We start from the raw sequence: 23,668 nt of genomic DNA, 5'->3' as shown, positions 1-23,668 counted from the left end.
ATCATCATTTTTTAAACAAGTAAACTATCTTCTGTATTTTTGCCAACCATATAGGTATCCAAGCAGTTCTGCCTTGATTGTTGTTGTCGCTTCTCTCTCTGGTTTGATATAAATAATTGGTACACCAAAGTTTAACTTCATAACTGAGATACCATTAGATTTATAACCTTGATATAAATCAAAGCCTCCTCTAGCATTCCTCCAAGAAAGACCGCTTCTTGCTGCAACTAGTCCTGCTCCCATATTACCAAAGTCCCTAGCCGATCCAAAATCGCCATTACTATCAACACTACCTCGATATCTATATTGTAAATCAGTCTGCTCTCCTTTGTCTTTTATACCTTCATCTTTGAAATCATATTTTTCTCCATTAGTAGCATTGAACATATAACTCAACAATGAAGGATCATCTTCTTCAAGTTTATTCAAGAATTCTTGACCAGCTGTAGAGTTAGGATCAAGGACAGCACCAACCACGGGCCTATCTTTTTCATCGAAGAAAGAATGTGTAGTTTTCGATTGTCCTATTCTTTCGCCCTTACCTCCATTACCGTCATCTAGATAAATTCCTCTATCATTATCATTTGCGTCTCCACCAACCACAGTATATTTACCATCTTCATTTTTCTTTACAATAGTTGATATTGGCGCCATCCCATCTGGGTCGATAAAGCGAATTGGGTTGTTGAAAGCGAAGTTATAAGGCGAGTGCCTGCGCATCTGGTCTGCCAGCGGATCTACCACATGCCACCTGCCGATCTGGGCGTCATACATCCGGGCCCCGTAGTCCATCCAGTTCAGCCCCAGCTCCGTTTGCCTCTCCTTGCCGTTGTACTGGAAGAGATGGTCAGGACTTCCCTGCTTCTCTATCCCCACCAAGTTGAGTCCCCAGGGGTCGTAGTGGTTCTCCTGCACGAGCATCGGACTCGTCTGGCTCACGGACATATCGTCGAACCAAGTGGCCTCGTAGCTCTCGTTGGCCAGGAACACCTCCACGAAGCCGTCCTGCTGGGCTGTGTATTCCAGCTCCAGCCTCTCCCAGCCCCCGTTGGCCTGCCGCGTGAGCAGCTGGTAGCCCGAGTCTACGTAAGAAGAGTCTTTGGCATAAGCAATATAGCGAAGATAGGCCACTGGCGCTCCCTTCTCCTTCTGTAGCACAAGGGGTGCCAACGCGATGCCTGCCCCGATGTAGGGCAGCGCCTTGCCTGGGCCTGTGCCCAGCTCGCTCACCGTACCCACGCCGGCCGTGGCCGCCCCCAGCAGCCAGGAGGCCAGGCTCAGGCCCTTGTTGCCCTTTACCTCCTCCTCGTACATACCGAAGGCCTCGGCCTTCACCTTGTCGCCCGCCCTAACGCTCAGGCGCCTGCTCGGGCCCAGCGGCCTGTTGCGCCCAGCACCCAGGAGCGCCGCGTGCGAGCCCGAGCGCGAGCGGCCCCGGTCCAGGTGCCGCGTCTCGGCGATGTGCCCGAACTGCTCCTCCTCCTGCGGGGCGGCCATCATCTCCATGGTGGCCTGCGAGGTGGTCGTGGTCTCCTCGGCGAAGCTCACGCGCAGGTTGCCCAGATGGTCCTTCAAATGGTACTCGTAGCGCCACACCTGGTCGGTGGCCGGCTCGTACAGCGCCCGCCCCTCCGAAGTGTGGGCGAAGAGCGTGTCGCCCTGGTGGACGAACAATCCTGAGTAGTCGGTCGCCACCACGGCCTTGCCCGCCGCGTGCACCTCCTTGCGCAGCTTCTGCCCCGCGGCAGAATAGATGTAGCGGATGTAGCCCTTCGTGCCGAGCGCCACGCTGTCGGGCAGGTTGAGGTGATTGTAGCGTACGGCCGTGATGCCCTTGTTCCCGTCGCGCGTCATATTGCCATTAACGTCGTAGACGTACTCAGGGGCCGCGGTAGCGTAGAGGCTGCCGTTGTCGCGGAAGTCCCCGGCAGGGCCCGTGGCCGTGGCCTCATCGTCCACACCCACCAAGCGGTTGCCCGCGTAGTGGTAGCGCAGCCGGTCCACCTCCCCCCAGGCCCTTGCAGGGTCCTCCCGCTCGTAAGGGTTCCCCGCCGTCAGTCCGCGGCGCACCAAGCGCTGGATGTTGCCGTTGGCGTCATAGGAAAGCTCGTCGACCGAGTAGTGATCCTGCTCTTCATCCCAGCCTGTCGTCCCCCGGGCACGGAAGGCCCCGGCTGTTAACCGCCCGGCGCGGTCGTAGGCGTAGGCGTATCCCCGCAGCTTCCCGTCCGATGCCGTGGCCCAGCGCATCTCGGCGATGTTGCCGTTGTGCTGCCCCTGCGCCCCCAGCTCCATGCCCGTGTTGTAGCTGAGCGCAAAGCCGAACAGGTCCCCCTGCTGGCTCACCTGCCCCGGGTCATTGATAGAAGTAAGCCAGCCGCGGATGCTGTAGCGCGTGTCCACCTCCTGCAAAAAGGAAGCGTCGGCGTTTTGGTGCAGCCTTTTCGCCGTCTCCTGGCCCAGCTCGTTGTAGGCCCGCTCGGCCAGCAGCACCGGGTCCCGGCCGTCGATCGACTGCCACTGGCCTGCCAGGCGCCCCGCGTGGTCGTAGGCCATGGTGTCCCGCACCATGTGGGTACCCGACTGGTGGGAGGCCAGCGTCACCAGGGGCCTGCCCGCGAAGTCGTAGCGGGTGGTCACGCGCTCGGAGGCCTGCTGCCTCGTCCCGCCCAGAAAGCCGTCCGAGACCGCCTGCACCAGCCGGTACTTGTCATCATAGTAGTTCACGCTCGTGAGCCAGAGCGGCGTGCCCAGCACGCGGGTGCGGGTGCCCGTCACCTGCCCCAGTACCCGCTTGTTATGCGCCGTCACGTCAGACAGGGCGGCATCATCGAATGAATAGTCCTGGGTAAAGGCCGCATGGGCATAGTCGTCGTAATAGGTGACCGTCAGCAGGTCGTCTGCCGTGACAAGCACACCAGACGGGGAGGATTCGTTGAGCGAGTATCCCTCGATAGAGCTGCCCCGCGTCTCAAACTGCTGCCCTACGTTGTCTACCGCATCCTGCAGCGCCTGCCGGTTGATCTGCTTTTCCAGCACGCCCGTCAAGACCGGGCGACCCAGCGCGTCGTACTTGGTGAAAGACCACTTTCCGGCCGCCGCCTGCACGGAGTCCCGGGAGAAGACCGCCTCGTCGCGCTTGTTGTAGACCAGCTCCACCGGCCCGGCACCCGGCACCTGCTTTTCGATCATTCTCCTGCGCCCGTCATAGGCGTAGCGGAAGCACCAGTCTTTTATAAAGTTTTCATTAAGGGCAATGGTACCATCGCCTTCCGGCTGGGGCAGGTGGCTGCGCATCCCCTCGGGCTGGATCACCAGCCGCAGGTTGCCCAGCGCGTCATAGACGTAGTGCGTGTCGGCCAGCCCCGGTTCCGGCTCGACCGAAAGGCAGGCGGGCTCCGAGCTGCCCGAGGCGTGGCGGGCGGCCACCTCCCGGGCGCTGAGGGCGCGGCCGTAGAAGGAGAGCTCGTCCAGCCCGCCCTGGAAGCGGTACCCGTGGCTTCTATTGAGCCAGCCGATGTTAAGCGCCGCCTGGCTGGCGAAGCCCTCGGGCGAGGAGACGGTTTCCTCCTCTACCAGCACCCCGTCCACATAGAGCTTTGTCCTGAGCCAGAGGGCGTCGCGCACGGCCACCACGTGGTGCCAGGCCCCGTCAGTGATGACCGGGTTCTGGGCCGCCTCCCCTAGGAAGGCGCCCGCCCCGAGGTTGTCGCGCAGCTGCAGCCGCGCCCGGCCTGCCGGGTCCAGCCCGATCCACCAGTGCAGCGTGCCGCCCGACTCCATATCGTCGCGCCCCAGCACCACCTCGTTGTCTGTGGGCGCCCCCTGCCGGCGCACCCACAGCTCAACCGTAAAGCTCGCGTCGGCTGCCCAGTCGTAGGCAAAGCCGTCAGCCGACAGGCCGCCCGTGCCGTCAAAGCCCAGCCCCCCGGCCAGCCTGCCCGGCACCGCCGCGCTGCCGGAGCCCGTGGCCAAATGTCCCGTCTGCGTCTCCGCCAGCGAGCCCTGGTCAAAGGACCAGTGGCGCCCCGGGCCCTCCCCGCAGACCACCGAGTCCAGGTCCGCACCGGCAGCCGCCACCTCCGTCTCCATGCGCTTGAGCACCACGCGCCCCTGCAGGTCCCTGTACTCCACCGCCAGGGCGTCCTCCTCGTCCCGGGTCTCGGTCACGTAGAGAGTACCGGCATGATAGAATCCCGGGCTTGCGAAACTGCCCGTCGCCGGGATGTAGTCCCAGCGGCGCACCTCCCCCGCCAGGTTGGCGCGCTGCGCCTGCTTGATGGTATGGCCCGTGCCCGGCTGCCAGGCCGCCCCCGGCGCCCCCTGCTCGGTCACCCGGTTCAGGGGCGAGGCCTCGTACACGGGCACGGCAAATGGCGCAGCGTCTTTGGCCACGTCCGGGTACATGGAGTTGGAGGGGTCGTAGAAGGCCGCCTGCTCATCGGCCGCCGCAGGGCGGTAGGAGCCCGCCGCACCGCCCGTCGCGTAGGGCAGGAACGTCTTCTCCACCCTCCCCAGCGCGTCATAGCGGACCGGTGTGATGATGTCCTGCCCGGTCGGGCTGGCCCTGGTGAGCACTGTCTGCAGCTCCCGCCCCAACCCGTCGAAGTAGACGATCTGCTGGCTCACCTCGCGCACGGTGCCCTGCGCCAGCGCCTCCGGCGTCAGCATCCCCCCGACCTGGGCCGAGTTGGTGAGCACGTAGTTCATGTTCTCGCTTGGGGCGGAGGCAAGCGGCTCCCCGGCGGCAGCCACCGTCACCGTCATATCGGCGGTGTGGAGGGTGAGGGCCGTGGCCCAGGCATTGGTGACGCGGCAGCGGTACACGCCGCCGTCCGAAGCAGAGGATGCCGGAACCGAGTAGGTGCTTGCCGTCGCACCGGCAATATCCTGCCAGGCCTCCCCCTCCAATCGCTGCCACTGGTAGAAGTTGCGCGTGCCGCCGGTTTCCACCAATAGCTCCAGGGGCTGCCCCGCTGTCAGTTCGCGGGTCTCATGCTGCCCCAGCGGCGCCTGCGCACTGTATCCGAAGAAAGCCAGCGGGCTCGTGTTCACCCCCGACAGGTTGGGCTCAACCGAGCCGAAGTCCAGCCGGTTGCCGTAGGCATCCACATAGAGCGAGGGGGCGTTCGGGCCGTTACTGAAATTGGGGACCCCGGTCAGCGCGTTGCCCGTCAGGCTCAGGAAATAAAGGTTCGGCATCGATGCCAGCGAGGCCGGCAGCTCCCCGGCCAGTTGGTTGTTGTCCAGCCCCAGCTCCCAGAGAGATCCCAGGTTCCCCAATTCCTGGGGTACAGCACCGCTCAAAGCATTGTTGTGCAGGTAGAGTTGGCGAAGTGCGGAGAGGTTACCCAGTGCAGAAGGGATAGCCCCGGAAAGGCTGTTGTCATTTAGGTAAAGGTATTGCAGAGAGGTCAGGTCCCCCAGAGAGGCGGGAATGCCCCCACTCAGGGCACAGCCTTCAAGCCCCAGCTGCTGGAGCAGGCCTAGGTTCCCCAGCTCGGCCGGGATAACGCCTGTCAGGGGATTGCCGCCCATGAAGAGCTGCCGCAGGGAGGAAAGCCCTCCCAGCGATGCGGGAATGCTCCCGCTCAGGGCATTGCTGTTAAGGAAGAGGAACTGCAGGTTTGCAAGACCGCTCAGCGAGGCAGGAATGTTCCCGCCCAGCAAGTTGCCGTTGAGCCCCAGGTCCGTCAGGTTGGGAAGCCCCCCCAGCTCGGACGGTATAGGGCCCGTCAGGCTGTTGTTGCTCAGGTAGAGGTGGTAGAGCGTAGCCAGGTTGCCAACAGACGCCGGAATCGTTCCGGACAGGAAATTGTCGTGCAGGTACACGTACTGCAGCCCCGCCAGGTTGCCCAGCGAGACGGGCAGCGCACCGCTCAGCCCGTTGCCGTTGAGCATCAGGCCCACCACGTCCCCGCCCTGCACCATCACCCCGTGCCAGGTGGCCATGTCGGCGCTCGTCGCGCCAGCCAGCCAGTTGGCGTTGGCGTTCCAGTTCGCTCCGTTGGTGCTATTGAAAAGGTTTTCCAGCGCCTGACGCTCCACCGCGTCCGGCACCGCCCCCTCGCCCGTTGAGGCAACGTTCATCGTCTGCAGCGCCAGGGGTTCGGCCTGCTGGGCCAGGTCCTGGCGCTCGGCCGTCAGGCGTGCCACATGCCGGTTAACAGCCTGGTGATGGAGCGAGTCCCGCCCCTGCCCGTAGGCCCTAAGCGCCTGCTCCCAGGCAAGGGTGGTCGTCTGCGCATACGCACCGAAATTCCGTGATTCTACCGGCACCAGGTGTCGCTTCCGCAGCTGTTTTAGCTCCGACTGCAGTCTTGTCCCGGGACTCTCTCCGTTCTGGGCCAAGGCCTCCCCTGTAAATTTGAAAAATGGCAGAAGTATCAGCATGGCAATTATCAGCCGCCCGGGCAATTGTGGTCGTTTGCCCTCAGCTGACAGGTGCTGGCTCAGAGGGGTTGTCAGCTGAAACTGAAATGAAGATGCAGTATGAAATATTTTCTGTAGAGATGTTTTCATCTGGTCATTTAAGAAGTGTGGCCTGGACTCTAGTCGCCATACTGTAGGGATTGAAGAGCTGCCTTTATTTAATAAAATGATTGAACTACTTTTTGTGTTGGAATGGCGGCCGCGGACCACACACGGTGGCGCCAGGCTGTCTTCAAAGCGTATCGTCAGATCTTCCTTATTGAAAAGGATGTCTTCTAACTCCTCACCAAAGGCAGAATGGGCCTACTGTCCAACATAGTGGTACTCGTGGCTTCTGAGTACGTTCCCTTCATGGTCTTTCACCGCCCGGAGCCGGCCCATCCCGTCGTACTCGTAGAAGGTTGTTCGCCCATTGGGATCTGTCATACTGGATATGCCAAATAATAGGTCATAAGTGTAGGAAATCATCTGCGAGCCTGAAGGATACAGACGCAACTCGTCAATGTAGCCAACTCCGCTTACACTCACCTCCTGCACCCCAGAAATATGATGCTCAAAATAAGTCCATCCATTGACAGTCTTTCCTGCAACTGGTGCAGTTCCACCCGCAACATTTGCCGGAGATGTACCTTTCACCCAGTAAGAGAGCTGATATGTAAGGTTTGGATTAAGGGAGCCTTTAGTTAAGGGACGGTCATTGAGCACGTAGTGTTTCTCCCCTATCAGACTGGAGGAATCATTTACTATTGTTCCTTCGTAATCCCAATTCCCCTGACTAGAGGTCTCAAAACTAGTATAGGCGATATCAGAGAATTTAGCGTGCTGCACATTTGCCATCACTTTGTTATACCCCTCATTTCAGAGCAAAGCAGTAGGCATCTCCCTCCTGATAATTTCAAGAGGGTTCAGATTTTCTGAATAGGAGCGAATGAACCACTCTTGGTCATACTTCTGATCATAAGCCAGATTACCATCTCCATCTACCTTCACACTAGTGAATTCAGCAATAGAAAGCGGTTTATCTGTCACCAAAGTTTTTATCTGTTCCTGGACCACGCCCTGAGATTTTAACTTATAGAATGCCAAATTTGATGATAGCAACAGGGAATCCTCCCCCTGAACAAGCCACTGCTGCTCCTCAACAAACTTATTCAGGATATGTTTGTCTATCATGGCCTTTAACCCCTCAACTGCCTCGCTGGATGGAACAGCGATTTCGAAATCACTCGGATAGGACAGAGAAGTGGATATTTGACGACCTCTGCTGTCATTACGCTTAATACGCGTGAGCTGGCTGTGCCCCGGCCTATCATAGTAATAACGGGTAAGAACTGATATCTGCTGCGTCGAATCAGCCGCATCGTAAAAAATCTCCTCTGTTTCAGATTTGTACTGCCAAACAGAAACATGCTTGAAGCTCTCAATGGTAAAAACTGCACCGCGCACCGTAAGCCCATGCTCCCGTACATCCTCACGCTCAGGGCGCACTACCATTATTTGCAGGCCCAACGCATGCGACTCGTTCACTCCTTCCGGCAGGGTGTAGTTACCACTCTCACCTCCTAAAGCACTTGGTGGCGTGTAATATCGCTGATATCGATGCTTGATTTTTTTCACCGGCCAGAATGCATTTAAATCTTTCTTATGGATGTAGTCTGTCTCTTCCAGAAGCAGACCCCGCATCCATTCCATGCTGGTGCCGGGCGTGAATGGGGGGGCTCCCCCATGGGGGTTATGGTCCGAAGCAAAAGAGTATTTATAGCTCGATAGGGAGATTTCATCTTCGTTTCTGCTTTCCACCCTAGCACTTGTGTAGGCTACACTGCTTCCCGCCATCGTCGAAAGGGGATGGATACTCTTAGACGTCTGGGCCAGATACATGCAATCTTGCTTGTACCCGTCAGAACCAATCGGCGAGCTGTCGCTGACGAAATACTGATAGAGGTAACTAGGAGCAAGCAAGGTTTTACCACTCGACCTAGTGGTATCTGACAGCTCCCTGTAATGGAACATCCTTTCAAGGGGTGTGCTTTCCGGACTTAGGTATTTTATTTTACGTATCCGAAGTCCACCTGCTATTCTGTTGACTGCAGGCTTGTTAATATAAGTCAGTTCCTTCCAGAAAATCATTACATGTCCTGCCCCCTCCTCGTCAAGCCCCATTGCCTCAATTATGAGCTTATATGCTCCTGGTGCAAGCATGAACTGCTTTTCCCCGATCCCATTCTCATCGCCCAACAGGGGCTGGCTGAACCCGTTGTCTACCCCGGTAATTGTTGCCCTGAAATAGTAGTTGATTCCGGTTAGAGAATTGATCTCCTGAAAGCGCACATTAACACTGTCATGAACCACGCTGCCCAATAACCCCACCTCAAAGCTGATTTCCTTATAAAAAGCACTATCCTGCCCAGGCCCTCTACGTGATCCGTTTTCAAAACTCACTCCTAACAGAGTGTCCCGGCGCTCAATTCCCGCCACCTCAAAGTAGTCGTGAGGCTCAAAAGTAAATTCTGTTCTACCTCCCGTCGGATTAGTGAGATCCTTGATCAGAAATGCACCCATCAGCTCTTTATCAGGCTCCTTCGTTCCTCCGTCCATAAATCCAGCCTGTTCATTTTTAGGCAGGAGATGTTGCGAACCGTTATAAAATCCCCAATGATCCTGTGCAGGAGAAAGCCGGTTGGGGAGACGCACACTCTCATTGTATGTCACCCGGTATGCTGGTTTGCCTTCCTCAACAACCGAGACCAGCTTGAGCCTAAGATCATCTGGATCTACCTCCCCTTTATTGCAGTTGTTGGTAATCAGAGCAATACCCGGATCGGAATAGAAATACTCATAACCTAATCGAAACTTTTTCACACCTTTAGCTCCCATCACACGGATCGAAACTTCTGTCAGCGCACCTGGTTTCGCAAGAGATGCCAGACCGGCCAAATCCGCGCGTCCGCATGAATCATAGCTAAACTCCACAACATGCCCTATGCTGCTAGTAATACGCTTGATACGCTGTCCGCCAAACACATTAGTCAAACTCTCTGTACCGGACTCTGGAATCTCAGGGCAGGTACTACTTGGGTTTCTGAGGTGGCGGGTACGCGAACCTATATTACGATATTCGTAGCCATAGCCTTCATACTCAAGCTTCAGAGAGTCTCCTTGCGGGGTAACTACAGAGCTTAGTAAAAAAGTCACGGTTGTCGGCGTGTAATCTCCCGCTGTGGATGTACCTGGCACACCTCCAAAAGCAATGAAAGTTGTCTGAGCAACTTCCTTTGCAGCAAACGTAAATATGTTGCCATTCTCATCCGTAATACGGAATATTTGATCCCCTCCCTCTATTTTGAGGGGCTCGAATGGTACAGTATGTGCGTTACCATCACGACTGAAAAAGAACTTTCCACTCCTTCCACCCATACTGTAGAAAAACAAATCCGGCTGTGTATCATGTGCCAGATTTGGGTTTTGTGATAGCGTAGCCATTCCTAGAAGCTCCTTACAGAGATTATAATCTTGCTCCCCGTTCTCAAACTCCTCATAAGGTTGTAGTTCCCGATCTACAGGAAACTCAGTGGCACCCGTCACATACCCTCTATAACCAAAGTCTGGTTTACCCAACACGGAACTAGAGATAGTGCCACCTGCAGACAGTGCCCAGCCTAAACCTGCACTGCTAGCAATCTCGTCGACTCGGATACCACCGGCATGATAGTTAAGCGAGATTGGCAAGGAAAAACCTCTTAATTGAATTTCATAGAGCGGTATAGAAATATGGGGTAGGCCCGTGCTGTGCGAAACAGGTACTTGGGAGAATTTAGCCAATGATGCCGCCTCTGGAGTAGGAGGAATTGGCAGCTCAAAGCTATGCTGGCTATTTGCAGGCTTAGAAAACAAAAGTAAACAGAAGGATACTATTAAAAGGGCGACAATAGATTTCATAGGCTTGAACGTTCTTTTTAGGCGTCAAATTGACTTGCAGAGTCCCTAACTATAATTGCATAGGGGAGCAAAGTCAAACTCATCTTCTTTTTATACAGCGGGCTTACGAGTAGTATTATATATAGTTATATTTACCTTTAACTATACAGTGTAATTCAATACAATTCGTGCGCACAGAAAGTGAAATTTTAGCTGTGTAATAGTATTGCTAAACAGCTGCACAGTAAGAAAATGTTTAAAAAACTAGCTATTGCAGAAAGAACCCAACATATTATACCAAATAGAGATGTTATAATTTTTTTAGCCAAAGAACTTCTTTGAATATCCTATATTTTGGGTTAAATTTCTTTTACTCAATAGCAGGCTTGTGCTAGTATTTAACTGACGTGCTCCAATCTCTACAGATGGAGTAGGAATGATTCTTGATCATCGAAAAAGAGAATGGCACATATAATTATAGCCCTTATTTAAATATGAATCATCCCAGAGTTTAGAGATGAGATGAAAAAGGAAAACCTCCTGTTTTAGGGATATAGATAATGTATCACCTAAAGACAGGAGGTTTTTATGTGCTCTACTTCTAAAAACGCCGGACCGGCGGCCGAAGTTCTCCCGCTGGCCCGTTTTTCGCCATCGCCTGGAGCAATTCCTTTACCCTTTCCTTCTGTTGCTCGGCCGGCTGCTGGACCGCCGGCTGGTGGCCACTTTCCTGGGGCTGTGCCAGGCGCTGGTACGACACCGCAGCCGCCCCTCGGGCCTGCTGCTCTCGCTGCTTGACAAAGAGCTCGAAAAGCAAAAGGAGCAGCGCCTGGGCTGCCACAGAACAGGAAAGCGGTGCAGGAAACTCCCACACTGCTTTACCGCATCCGCCTGGCTTTGGCCAACCTCTGAAGTCTGCTCTATCTATCCCTCAATCAAAGTTCGGGATGATTCATGTTAGACCAATACTCGTATGTAAGTTATGTTTGCTTATAATTTAGTGCTGTAAGCCACCCTGTGACATAACCTCATGCCAGAAGGTAACACCTTGGCTCATTACCTTACATTTTGCCCTATGACAATTCTGTTTACCACAGTCCTCGTACCAGAGTTAAGCTGCAGGTAGTATGTTCCACTCTTGAGCTTCTGAACAGGGATAACTAATTGTTTGTCCTTCGTCTTTTTATTATACACTTCCTTTTGCTGCGCATTCAAAAGGCGAACTTCATAAGTGCTATCTGTATTATCCTCTTCTTCCGGGAAAGCGCTGCTCAGCGACACATTCAATTCATCCGAGGTAGGGTTAGGATAGGCGTAAGCATACATGCCATACCCCTGACTAAAGTAGAAGTATCTTGTGTCTTTAACACTCCATCCGCAACCTGGTGTATATTGCTGCAATTCAAAAGTGTATTCGCCGGGATAATAGGCGTCGAAGTAAATTGAACTGCCCGAAAACTCCATCGGATACGGCTCCGGAGAGTCAAAAGGAGGTGTAATGGTCCATCGATAATTACTAGGATCAACGCCATATTGGTTTGTATCCACAAAGAATTGATATGTCTTACCTGTCTGAGGCCCGTATATTTGGCAGTAACAACTTAAATCATATGGGTTGCTAATAAAGGCTGACCCTGAACCTATAGTTATGTTTGTTGAAGCGGAAAGGGTGCCGCATTTGGTATTGACATTAACTGACACCGTGGCAGAGCTATAATTGCCTGCAGCTGAAGTAACTCCTATCTGACGGGTTCCGTTGCCAGAGACTATGGACAGGCCTGGCCCCACTGACCAGCTATAGGCCACACCATTGCCATAATCTGGGACGGAAAAGTAAGCAGTACCCCCACATACAGAATTACTGCTTGAGCTTATAGTCACGGTCGGCCCGCATTCATTCGAACAGTTCAGGGTGTTGTTCGTACTGCTTTGCATTTCGTTAAAAATCCACTCGGCATTCCTGTTGGTGAATGTTGTATGGTAAATATTATAAGGAGCGGAAGCAAAAGGCCTATCTTGTGCAATAAAATCATCAGCTGCCGACTGTGCCGTTACACTAATCCCGCCGCTGTATTTGGCCGTAAGTACAGCCGGAGAAGTCGGCTCTACATCCAGTGCGCTTGCAGTAGGGACAAAGGTAAATTCGCCTGCTATGTTGCCGTTTACCTTTAGTTTAAAGAAAATGCCAAATTTTATGTTTGGGCCTGATACACTGTAAGGATTATCATCCTCATCGTCCAAGGTAAACGTACCGCCCGGTGCGCCATCCCAAGGCAGGGCATAGGATGGTGCGTTTTTACTAATATTTAATAGGTTCTTTTCCCACTTTATGAACCAAAATCGTCGATACTCATACCCAATTTTTAGATAGGTAATCCTTTTGGAAGTTCCTTGCTCTGGCAAAGCATTGATCACGGCCTCTGCCTTTAAGGCCTTCCTACTAAGCCACGGTAGTGGTGACAGGAAAAATTCAGAATCAAGCCTCCCTAACTCTGTATAGGGAGTAAAGAGTTGCTGGCCACACTCCGATCCCTGGCTTGTCGCTAAGAAGCGATAAGATGGCTGTAGATCTGCTGAACTGAAAGTAACCATTGGTCTATATATGTTATCTAAGAATGTATTAGCTATTGTATTGCCATTTTCAGATCTAAGGATCAACATCTGCTGGGACGCGGGAGCTGATAGCAGGTCAAAACCTGCTTTTACGGCTGGGGAAAGATCTTGAATATTTGCATCGGCCAAGACTTTTAAATCAGGGATGGAAGTAATCAAGTGCTGGAAACCTAGGGGCACATTGGCTCCTCTGTGCGGACTATCATGCGTTATCAGTAATCTGGTGCGGGTAGCTCCTCCTTGCTTCGTCATTTTAGCCAGGCCGTAGCGTGCAACGAGGCCTCCCATGCTTATGCCTAAAACAACATTATCTTCTCCTCCACTGCCTTTTTGCATATTAACCCAATTAACAACCTCTTCGAACAGCGCGGCATTTCGAGTAATATCATCTAGGCTGTTATTGAAGTTCAGGAAAATTAAATCATAACCCGCCAAGTCAAGTTGGTTATTAAAACTTTCATGATAAAGCTGATTGTTAACTCTAAAGATTGGTGTGTTAATTGAAGAAATAAAATCATTGTATTCTTTAGTAGGTATCAAATCTGGTGCTATGTCAGAAGCATCATAGCCTTCCACAACTATTAGAGGTTTAGAGATGGTAGTATGATTTTGCCCTAATGATATGAAGAGCTGCCCGCCGTCGTGGATGCCAGGTCGTGCGTTTATAGTGTGGGGTGGGAGTTGCGGCTCACCTGGGTAGCGGAAAGCCAATGCACCGGTGTTTGAAACTGCAATCTGCGAATAGCACTCATAGAAAGTATTATCGGTGAATAAGACTTTAATCTTAATTAGCCTCGTACCATCTGAGGTATAGGTTGCGGATACAGGTGTATTCCAGGCCGTATTTACGTATCCCCTCCCATCGGCGAAATCAATATAGAATGTTTGTGGGGTTTTTCCCGTGGTATTGTAGAAAATCTCCGGCTTGAACACCAGAGAAACAGTCCCACTGCTAACAGAGTTGCGGACGGGACTAGCTGCGAAATAGGATCTTTCCGCATATGGGCTCTGCGTTCTTCCCATCACGTCCCTGAGCTGATTATTTTCCACTTTAAGCAGGTTGTTGCTAAAGGCATCTGGTTTGATATATGCATAGTTGGCATGCGCCATTACGACAGGTATAGCCCCAGAGCTACTTTGCACATTCTTAATGGCGTTATTTACAGTGGCAAGCGTAGGAAGTGAATTGGCACCGTAGATTCGGGAGCTATACAACGATGCATAACTCCACCTCCAGGCATCTATATTAACCCTGTTGCTATCTGTCAGTATACCATTGAATACATCCAGAGGAAGAAACTCTCTGCCATAGTCCGACAAGAAGCCTGTGGGCACCTGTGTCTTATCCAGAAGGGCAAAAATATTATTTATTTCATCGGCAACCGGATCACTGGAAGAGGTTGAATAGGTGATAATCAGCTTAGGTCGGATAGCTGTATTGGTGTGGTCTTCACTTGCATAGGCCCTGCCACGGAAGTACTGCTCATGCTCCAGAGCCATCCTCATGCCGTAGTTTGTAGAGGGGCTACTAACCCAGTCCTGCACAAAAGAGGTAAGGTTTACCTGTATATTCTCGGTTGTGAAGGTGGAAGGCTGCTGCCAGATACGCCCGCTTGTAGTGGTGGCAGGCTGATTATTCCAAGTAACACTGGTCTCGCCCCAGTTAGAATTGACCTTTTCAAAATACACTGCATTTGAGCCGCTCAACTGGTTATTAGTTGTTCCAGAACTGCCGGTTGCCGTGGGATCACTGTACAAATAAAGCGTCGCATTCTGAATTACTGCTCCCGGAGGAATACTATTCAAGTTGAACCTAAAAAGCGTGCGCCAATAGGTTGGGAAGCCATTGCTGGTCCAAGCACTGGCTAGGTTCCTGGCCTGGTTATGGTAGTTGGTGTTTGCAATGCTTGTGTTCTGATCATTCCGGTAGAGCATCACATCAGTCCAGTCGGTACCTGCCCCTATAGTTACAGTGTTTTGTGCCTGCAGACTATGGGACATAAGGGTCAGCAAAAGGCAAAGCGATGCCAGCCCTCTAAAGAAGGGTAGTTGTGTTTTCATGAAATCAAGGATTTAGTACCTGGTTTTAGAAGATTTTTTTATCGAACCGGCCCTCAGTAACTCTGACGGTATCACAATCTGTTTTTATAAGCGTGAACTCAAACTTACCTGCAATAATGCCGTTCTGCAGATCGAGCTTAGTTATTTCCAGCACACCTTCTACTTCCCCTTCATCTCCTTCATAAATGCACTTATTTGATTCATAAAGAACCCTCCCTTCCTGCCGGTTTCCAAGATTGTAGAGGCCTGTACGATCCACCTGAGAAATATTCATTGCTATTAGTTCGTGGGTATTTGAGTTCTCATTAACTCGGTAAGCTCTAATATCAAAAGATCCTCCATTATAGTTAGGATCATAAATCAGTTGTAGATTGGGCTGAAATGTACTCGGTCGTCCCTTCGGCACCCATAGCTGACCATTCACAAATGCAGCAAAGGTATTAGAACCAGTCATACTATAGTCTGGCATTACTTCTTCTTTATCTTTTTTGCAGGCAAGAAGCGAGATGCACAGCACTAGTAAGGACAATTTTATAATTAATGTCTTCATATTATTGCTGTTTAAAAATCCAACTCAATGTCTTGTACAGACTTATATATGTCTTCCTCCCGGAGAGCTTTTCTTTGCAGCTGCGTCTCATCTCGTAACCGCTTAAGCTTCTCAAGTTGATCAGATGTCAGCACCTGCTTAAACTTGCTATGAGCTTGCTCGTTTACTTGTCGAAAGTTAGATTTGGAGTATTTATTTGACTTGCTGCTTTGCTTGATTTGACTGAACTTCTCTGAACGCTCCAGCAGAATGGCATATACTTTTTTCTCCTGTGCTTCGTTCAAATCAACTTCATGGTCCAGTTTCGCTAAAATGGTTTGTGCAATATTCTTGGGCACGGCAACAGTAAGCGTATCCTGCGCCACAGCCTTGATACAAGACAAGCTACATATAAGGCCAAATGCTAAAAGAATTCTTTTCATAAGACAAAGTTTGTTTAAGTAGATACGAATAGGGGTTAATCATTAAAAACAATGCATATCTCTATTGTTTATTCAAGTCATTGCTTCGTGTTGATGGAATAAGCAATTAATGGAAGTATGTTTCTTTTCAGTTAAGAGATTAACAGTTACTCCACAATCGTTCAAAGCGTTAGTCTATTTCCACTGCTTCAGTATAAATTCAACAAAATAATAAGTGTTCCCTCTTCTGCACATTAAAGTAGCAAAACGTTGTTATGACTGCGAAAATATTACACCAACAATGCTTTTGACTTGACCAAAACCTAAAATTACTAGCTTTCTGCTCCCTTTGAATATCAGCACTTAGGATAGCGCAAGAACTCATGTAATTAACTCTCAATTGAAGGCTTTCTGGAATTCAAACCAATACAGCGCATTCTTTTAGAAGTTAACCCTACTGATTACCTGGTGGAAGTATTCATAATTTTAAGAGCTGTGAAGGCGATCTTACCAAGTCACTCTTTTACAAACACATCCCTCGAACTCTCATTCTTCCCCTTTACCAATCTGGGCGCTTTCCGTTTCCCAGTATAAAACCCTAATGCATCTGCAACAAATGCAGGCCTCAAAGGAGCTCCGAATTTTTCCTGACACAGCTTGAAAACCTCCAGCCTTGTTCGGGGCTTATCAAAATAGTTATTAGCAAACAGTGCATTTACAAACTGCTGCACTTCCTCCTGTGTGGCCGCACTTTTCAACGGCAATTCAAAATTGGCAGGTTCCTCCTCAAAGGTTAGAAAATGTTCCTTGCCTCCTTCTTTCAGAAAAGATATAGTATAGCTCTTGTTATTTGACTCGGGATTAAGGTCATGCTCTACCTGGATATGGAAGAACGGCTCCTCGATTTTACCCGGCATCAGGTCAGACAGCGGGCACTCAAAAATCTGCCGCAGGTAGTTGGTCTCAGCGGCGTTATACTTTTTTGTGGAAGTTGGGTCTTCCACGTTCCTAACATATAGGGGGTGATAGCCCAACAGAAACGAAAGCTCCCGGGCGGTGTAGCCCATTTCAAGCCGCTTCTGCCTCACGCGGTAGGTTTTATCGAACTCAATCGATGATACAGGCATTGTTAGGATTCCTGTCGGCTTTTCTTTTTTCACATCTCTAATTACGACATTTCAAGATGTTTTTGAAAAGGCAAATTTAAATAGTTATACCTGCTGATACCGCACGTTACCACTTTCGAGCTCCACCTTCTTCAAGCTTCCTTTTTCAACTGCTCTCTCTAAGATAGCAGTGTAGTCCGTCACAGGCCTGCTTTCTTTGTAGTACTCATTACAGTAATCGGTAGTCTTCCTGATTGTCTGCGGCACACTGAAAAACTTGCCCTCCTCAAGCAAAGCATTGATGATACCCGTTGGCCCCAGCCCTTTGGGGATTGCTACTTTTGTCTTCACCTGGGGCGTGTCATCCAGGATTTCCGACGGGTAGAAGTCATAGACTGTACAGCCAAAGTAGTTGGCAATTAGATTGAGTTGATGATCGGTATATTTATGGGTTGTAGAGACACTTTCAATTTTCCCAACAGCTGAATTGTCACCCGATGGACTTATAATTTCTGAAAGCTTTTTTTGAGATACTTCTTTCTCTAGTCGAAGCACTCTAACCTTATCAATAATATACTGGTCAGTAGGAGTGATTTTGATTTCTTTTCCCATCCAGACAATAAAGAGGATGGTATTTTTATACTATGGTTCCAAAATATTTTGATATATGAAATCTATATACTATCTTAGCTTTTAGAACAACATCTAGGATTAGAAATCCAGGCAATTGGGTTCTGAGTCTTGCGCGGAAAATGTAGGAAACTTTCTGTTGGTGCAAGATGCAGGAGTAGTTGCCCATTTACTATCTTTGCGATAGTGATGGGCCCGCTCTTGTATGTGCCAACAACCCTCCTACAGGTTTCCGCATCATACGGAGTGGGTTCCATTGCTATCGCTTCTTTCTGATAGCGATTCCCCTCTTCCAGGATTCATTATTCAACTGCACTTTATAGCCAGAGTAATGAATCAGAAATTCAACAGCACCATACAGCGCGTATCTGCACACCGGAGCCATTCCCCCGGCTGGGTGCTCCTCATTTCACCCCCTGAGTGAGCTGATTCCTTCCCGTTGCTGCCCCGCTAACACTAGAGAGTACGTGTTGCAGGCAGCCGGCTCCTTTTCCCTTCCCCGGCATGACCAGCAATAATTAACGGCTGGCAGGAACCCTATTTCCCAAACTTTAACCGATTGCCTATGGAAACCATGCCCTATACCTTACCTGAATTCAAACTCTCCGAGCCCGACCAGACCCTAATGGACTTTTGTGCCCGCCATCCGCAGCACGAAGCGCAGCAACGCCTCTGGAAGTGGTTTATCCTGGCCCTGAAGGACAGCAAGTCCTCCTGTATTCATAACACCGAACTGATTACCTTTTATGAAGATCTTAAAACGCTTGTTTCAGCTCTATATCAACTGCATGACATGCCCGAGAAAACCGGCTCCACGCCGCAGTTAAGCAACAAAACGACCTGTCCAGAAAAAGCCTCGTTGGCCGAGGCTCTGGAATCCCTGCACACCAACGTGTCTGCCAACTGGATGCTGCTTGTCTGTCCGCCTGATTAGAAAGTTTCCTACAGATCCACCCGCACTAGCGGCTAAATAATTGTTACATCCTGATTTACACTTATATGAAACCACAAAAATGGCTTCCGGGGCTTCCTATGCCTATACTTTTCCTGCAGGCTGCCCTCCGATCAGTTGCTGGCGGTCCGCAGACACACCGCCCGGACCAGCTTACAGAATCAATTGTTGCCTCGGCAGCGGTCATACTCTGCCGCTGCCGCCGCGATCCAATGCTACACTAGGGGAGGCCGGGGCGCCCGGCACTGTCCGGCTGTGCAGGGGGCGGCTGCTCTATAGGTTATAGAATAGTTTTAAGGTGAGTAACCGCAGTCGCCCGTGAGCGAAGTCTACCGTCCCTCGCTCGCGCCGGTCGCCCCCGCCTCTCCTCTTCCTGCTCCCTGTCAGCTACCTTCTCTCAGGCCACTAGGCGGAGAAAAGCCCAGTGGCCACCTGTGGCCTTACACATCAATTAAACCTTTAAACACTAATACATGCCGTTAATAAAACAGTTTTTAAATAGAATAACTATCCATCATGCGTGTTGCCTGGCTTTCGCCCTGATGGCGCTGCTGCTTTCCCAAACCGTTCGGGGACAGGCACAGGAGCACGCTGCCGCCGAACTGGAGACAGGGGAGCAGGTACCCGACGTGACCCTCAGCACCCTGCTTCACAACCCATCCGGCACAGCCAGCCTTTCCGACTTCCGCGGCAGGGTCGTGCTGCTGCAGTTCTGGGCCACCACATGCGGTTCCAGCCTGCTGGCGCTCCCCAGGCTGGAGGCTCTGCAACAGACCTTTGGCGATAGCCTGCAGGTGATCACCGTCACCTCCCAGAAACGGGAAGAGGTGGAGGCCTTCCTCGCCAACAACCCTATCGGGCGGCGCATGAAGCTGCCGATCGTGCTAAACAACCAGCAACTGGAGGAGCTCTTCCCTTACAATGCTGTGCCCCATCTCGTGTGGATCAGCCCGGAGGGCAGGCTGCTTGCCCAGACCGGTCCGTACGACGCAACACCCGCAACGGTACGCCGCCTCCTGCGCGGGCAGGAAGGCCACTTCAAGGACCATAAGAAAGATGTCATGGATCATGACCACAGCAAACCGCTCTTCCACGAGGGAAATGGTGGCTCCCCTTTCCCCCGCTACCGCTCCATTCTCACTCCATATGTGCCCGGGCTAGGCGGCGGCTCCGGCAAGGTGAAGACAGACTCCACCCTACGCCTGCAGATCGTGAATGCCTCCGTAGCGCAACTCCTCCGGGCTTCCTGTGGCCTGCCCTCCTACTTCTCGGAGAAGCAGATTTTCCTGGCCAGCGACAAGGCCCGCGCCCACCAGGTGCACAATCTGGTGGAAGAGCGCCAGCACAAGAACTACTGCTACGAAATGTTGCTGCCCGCCGCCCTCTCCGACAAGCTCTACACCTTTATGCAGCAGGACCTGGAGCGGCTCTTCGGCCTACAGGCCAGCGTCCGCAAAAAGCGCATCGACTGCTGGGAGCTGACCCTACTGGGCCGAGCGGCAGTGCCGCGGTCTTCGGGGGGTGAGTCCGGCCACAACTTCACCGACGTCAGCGACCCGGACAAGTACATGCGCAACGAGTCGGTCAACAGGCTGGTGGTTTTTCTCAACAAGCATATTCCGGACCTTCCGGTGCTCGACAGAACAGGCATCACCTACCCTATCGATCTCCAGCTGTCGGAAGGGGACCTGCAGGACATCAGCCGGCTGAACACCCGGCTGGCGGCTTATGGCCTCCAGCTGCAGAAGAAAAAGCGTCCGTTCCAGGTGCTCATCATCCAATAAGTATTTCCAAACCTAAAAATCAATCCTGTATGCAACCAAAACTACTAATCGCTTTCCTGCTGTTTTGCATTACGCTCCCCGCTCTGGGGCAGGAGCGGCTGCAGGGGCGTGTGGTCGCCTCTCCCGGCAACCACCCGCTCCCCGGTGCCACGGTGCGCCTGCTGGGCACTAACACCGCCACCGCCACTGACCCCGAGGGGCACTTTACACTAGCCCCTCCCCCGGCTGCCGACACCCTGGAGATTTCGTTTCTGGGTTATATCACACAGCAGGTGCCGCTAAAACCGCCTATACATGGGGAAATGACCATTGCCCTGCGTGAAAACTCCCAGTCCCTCGGGGAAGTGCTCGTCTCCACGGGCTATGAGCGCCTGGCTCCCGAGCGGGTGACGGGCTCCTTTACGCAGGTGGAGCGGGAGCTGCTCGACCGCTCCGTCAGCCCAGGCATCCTGGACCGGCTCAAGGGCGTCACCTCCGGGCTTAACTTCGACGAGCGCGTTCGCAACAACCCCAAAGTCAACATCCGGGGCATTAGCACAATCTACGGCAATGCCGAACCGCTCATTATCCTGGACAACTTCCCCTACGAAGGCAGCCTGATCGCCATCAATCCCAACGACGTGGAGAGTATTACGGTGCTCAAGGACGCGGCAGCTGCTTCCATCTGGGGCGCCCGCGCCGGCAACGGCGTGATCGTAATCACCACCAAAAAAGGACGGCTCCAGCAGCCCATGCGTGTGAACGTCAATGCTAACGTCAGCGTATTGCAGAAGCCGGACTTCAGCCAGGTGCCCATGATGGCCCCGGCTGACTTCATCGGGGTGGAACGCTTTCTTTTCGGCAGAGGCTTCTACAACAGCCAGGAGAACAGTCCCGCCCGCACTTTGCTCTCGCCTGCCGTAGAGCTGATGATCCTGCACCGAAAGGGCCAGCTCACAGACGCTCAGTTGGAGGAAGCCCTGCAGGGCCTGGCCACCCACGACGTACGGGACGATTTCCAGCGCCATCTCTACGATACCGGGGTAAACCAGCAGTACGCCCTTAACCTGAGCGGCGGCGGTGAGCGCATGTCCTATTACCTGGCAGGCGGTTACGATGCCGCCACCGGCCAACTGGGTGATCCCAACCACCGCATCAGCCTGCGCGCCGACAACAGCTACACCCCCACCAAACGACTGACGCTGCACACAGGCATCAACCTGGCGCAGGGGACCAGGCGCTTCGGGCGTCCCGCCTTCAGTGACATCAGCCTGGACCAGTCCAAAAGGCTCTACCCCTATGCCCGCCTGGCGGACGAACAGGGCAACCCGGTGGTCCTGCCCAGGGACTACCGGCAGGACTATGCCGCCTCTGCCGCATCCAGCGGTCTGCTCAATTGGGAATATGTGCCGCTGCGGGATGCTGACGGAATTGACCACACGATCGAGCAGCAGCAGGCCATCGTGACGGTTGGGGTGGACGTGGATCTGTTCAAAGGCCTGACTTTTATCGGGAAGTACCAGTATGCCCATAACCAGGACCTGAACACCAACCTGCAGACATCCGAGGCATACGGGACGCGCAACCTGATCAACCGCTTCACCCAGGTGAACCCGGACGGAACGCTGAGCTTCCCTGTTCCCCGGGGCAGCATTATTGACACCTGGCACGGCCAGTTCCGGTCCCACAACGGCCGGGGACAGCTCCGGTACGACCTATCAGCCGGCAAGCATGAATTGTCGGCAATGGCCGGTGCCGAAGGGCAGACACAGCGCAGCACCGGTCAGCAGTTCCGGGCCTATGGCTATGATGAGCGCGTGGGCACCTCCGTGCCTGTTGACAATATGACACAGTTTCCCCTCTCTTTCAACCCGGCCGCCAGGGGCCGCATTCAAAACAACACCGGTTTTTCAGAGCGAAACCAGCGGTTTACCTCCTACTACGCCAATGCCACGTACACCTATGACAGCCGCTATGTCGCAACCGCGAGTGCCCGCAAGGACGCCTCTAACCTCTTTGGGGTGAACAGCAACCAACGCGGCGTTCCCCTCTGGTCAGCCGGACTGGCCTGGAACGCACACCGGGAGGACTTCTTTTCCCTTCCCTGGCTAGAATACCTAAAGGCCAGAACTTCCTTTGGCTACAACGGCAACCTGGACAACAACCTGACCGCCCTGGCCACCATCAGCTCCGTTTCGGGCAACCTGAACGGCGGCCCTTACGCGGTTGTGCGCACCTACCCGAACCCGGACCTGCGTTGGGAGAAAGCAGCCACCTGGAACATGGGCCTGGATTTCCGCCTGAAAAACGAGCGCCTGCACGGCACGCTTGACTATTACATCAAGAAGGGTACGGACCTGATCGGTGATGCTCTCGTGGACCCGACGGCCGGTGTGATAAGCAGCAGGATCCGCCGCAACGTCGCCTCCATGAAAGGCAACGGCGTGGACCTCTCACTGACCGGAAAAGTGCTGGATAGGGGCCTGAATTGGAGCAGTACCCTGCTCTTCAACTACAACAGAAGCGAGGTCACCCGCTATGAGCACACCACGGCTAGCGGCAGCACTTTCATCAATTCCGGCCTCTCCGTCACGCCGGTTGAGGGGCGCCCCCCGCACAGCATCTACAGCTACGCCTGGCAGGGGCTGGACCCGCAGACAGGAGATCCGCAGGGCCTCGTTGAGGGGGAACTAAGCAAAGACTACACGGCCATCACCCGGCATACGCAGCTGGAGGAACTGGTCTACCATGGCCCAGCCCTGCCTCCTGTTTTCGGCTCCTTCCTGAACACCTTCCGCTACAAGGGCGTCACGCTGTCCGGAAATATCAGCTACCGCTTCGGGTATTACTTCAGGCGCCCCTCCATCCACTACAACAACCTATTCCAGGGCTGGGTAAGCCACCCGGACTTTGCCCACCGCTGGCAGCAGCCGGGAGACGAGCAGCGCACTTCGGTTCCATCCATGGTCTACCCTAATAATGTGAACCGCGACACCTTTTACGCCAACTCCGCCGCCCTGGTGGAGAAAGGGGACCATATACGGCTGCAGGACATCAACCTCACGGTAGACGTGCTGCAGCCGTCTGATTCTTGGCGCATGGTGCAGCACGTCCAGCTCTACGCCGTAGCGCGGGACCTGGGAATCCTGTGGCGCGCCAACAAGCACGGCCTTGACCCAGACCATGCCCACTACATGACACCGCCACCGACCCTATCCATGGGCTTCCGGGTTGGCTTCTAA

The 23,668-nt window shown here is 53.0% G+C and carries 12 protein-coding genes; 4 read left to right on the top strand and 8 right to left on the bottom strand.

Annotation, left to right across the window (positions count from 1 at the left end; all coding sequences use genetic code 11):
- Positions 1 to 24: 24 nt before the first annotated feature.
- Positions 25 to 6,156, bottom strand: a complete 6,132-nt coding sequence (locus tag Q1A54_RS03315) for a DUF6443 domain-containing protein (RefSeq protein ID WP_299984995.1) — start codon at positions 6,154 to 6,156, stop codon at positions 25 to 27.
- Positions 6,157 to 6,374: 218 nt separating this feature from the next.
- Here Q1A54_RS03315 and Q1A54_RS03310 point away from each other — a divergent pair, with 218 nt between their 5' ends.
- Entirely contained in the window at positions 6,375 to 6,569 is a 195-nt protein-coding gene (locus tag Q1A54_RS03310; protein ID WP_196114306.1) for a hypothetical protein, read from the top strand.
- A gap of 166 nt (positions 6,570 to 6,735) precedes the next feature.
- Here Q1A54_RS03310 and Q1A54_RS03305 read toward each other — a convergent pair whose 3' ends face one another.
- The 7 genes from Q1A54_RS03305 to Q1A54_RS03275 form a co-directional block, all read right to left on the bottom strand.
- Positions 6,736 to 6,858, bottom strand: coding sequence for an RHS repeat domain-containing protein (locus tag Q1A54_RS03305; RefSeq protein ID WP_299984993.1), 123 nt, complete (start codon positions 6,856 to 6,858; stop codon positions 6,736 to 6,738).
- A 432-nt stretch (positions 6,859 to 7,290) separates the two neighbouring features.
- Complete coding sequence (locus tag Q1A54_RS03300) at positions 7,291 to 10,371, bottom strand: hypothetical protein (RefSeq protein ID WP_299984992.1); 3,081 nt, start codon at positions 10,369 to 10,371, stop codon at positions 7,291 to 7,293.
- A gap of 1,035 nt (positions 10,372 to 11,406) precedes the next feature.
- On the bottom strand, positions 11,407 to 15,024 hold the full coding sequence (locus Q1A54_RS03295; protein ID WP_196114304.1) for a DNRLRE domain-containing protein: 3,618 nt from the start codon (positions 15,022 to 15,024) through the stop codon (positions 11,407 to 11,409).
- Between the two features lie 25 nt (positions 15,025 to 15,049).
- On the bottom strand, positions 15,050 to 15,574 hold the full coding sequence (locus tag Q1A54_RS03290) for a DUF6252 family protein (protein ID WP_196114303.1): 525 nt from the start codon (positions 15,572 to 15,574) through the stop codon (positions 15,050 to 15,052).
- Between the two features lie 11 nt (positions 15,575 to 15,585).
- Positions 15,586 to 15,996, bottom strand: coding sequence for a hypothetical protein (locus Q1A54_RS03285; RefSeq protein ID WP_196114302.1), 411 nt, complete (start codon positions 15,994 to 15,996; stop codon positions 15,586 to 15,588).
- A 494-nt stretch (positions 15,997 to 16,490) separates the two neighbouring features.
- The gene (locus tag Q1A54_RS03280; protein ID WP_196114301.1) at positions 16,491 to 17,135 is read right to left on the bottom strand and encodes a hypothetical protein; all 645 of its coding nucleotides are present in this window, start codon (positions 17,133 to 17,135) and stop codon (positions 16,491 to 16,493) included.
- A gap of 51 nt (positions 17,136 to 17,186) precedes the next feature.
- Entirely contained in the window at positions 17,187 to 17,693 is a 507-nt protein-coding gene (locus Q1A54_RS03275) for a hypothetical protein (RefSeq protein ID WP_299984988.1), read from the bottom strand.
- A 583-nt stretch (positions 17,694 to 18,276) separates the two neighbouring features.
- On the opposite strand from Q1A54_RS03275, the gene Q1A54_RS03270 reads away from it, so the two are divergent.
- The 3 genes from Q1A54_RS03270 (at position 18,277) to Q1A54_RS03260 (ending at position 23,668) form a co-directional block, all read left to right on the top strand.
- The gene (locus Q1A54_RS03270) at positions 18,277 to 18,645 is read left to right on the top strand and encodes a hypothetical protein (RefSeq protein WP_299984986.1); all 369 of its coding nucleotides are present in this window, start codon (positions 18,277 to 18,279) and stop codon (positions 18,643 to 18,645) included.
- Between the two features lie 491 nt (positions 18,646 to 19,136).
- Positions 19,137 to 20,447 carry a redoxin domain-containing protein gene (locus Q1A54_RS03265; protein WP_196114298.1) on the top strand — a complete coding sequence of 437 codons (1,311 nt, stop codon included), beginning with the start codon at positions 19,137 to 19,139 and terminating at the stop codon, positions 20,445 to 20,447.
- Between the two features lie 29 nt (positions 20,448 to 20,476).
- Entirely contained in the window at positions 20,477 to 23,668 is a 3,192-nt protein-coding gene (locus Q1A54_RS03260) for a SusC/RagA family TonB-linked outer membrane protein (protein ID WP_196114297.1), read from the top strand.

Origin of the sequence: uncultured Pontibacter sp. (assembly GCF_947502515.1) — a bacterium.
GTDB lineage: Bacteria > Bacteroidota > Bacteroidia > Cytophagales > Hymenobacteraceae > Pontibacter.
This window is presented reverse-complemented; position numbering and strand designations above follow the sequence as displayed.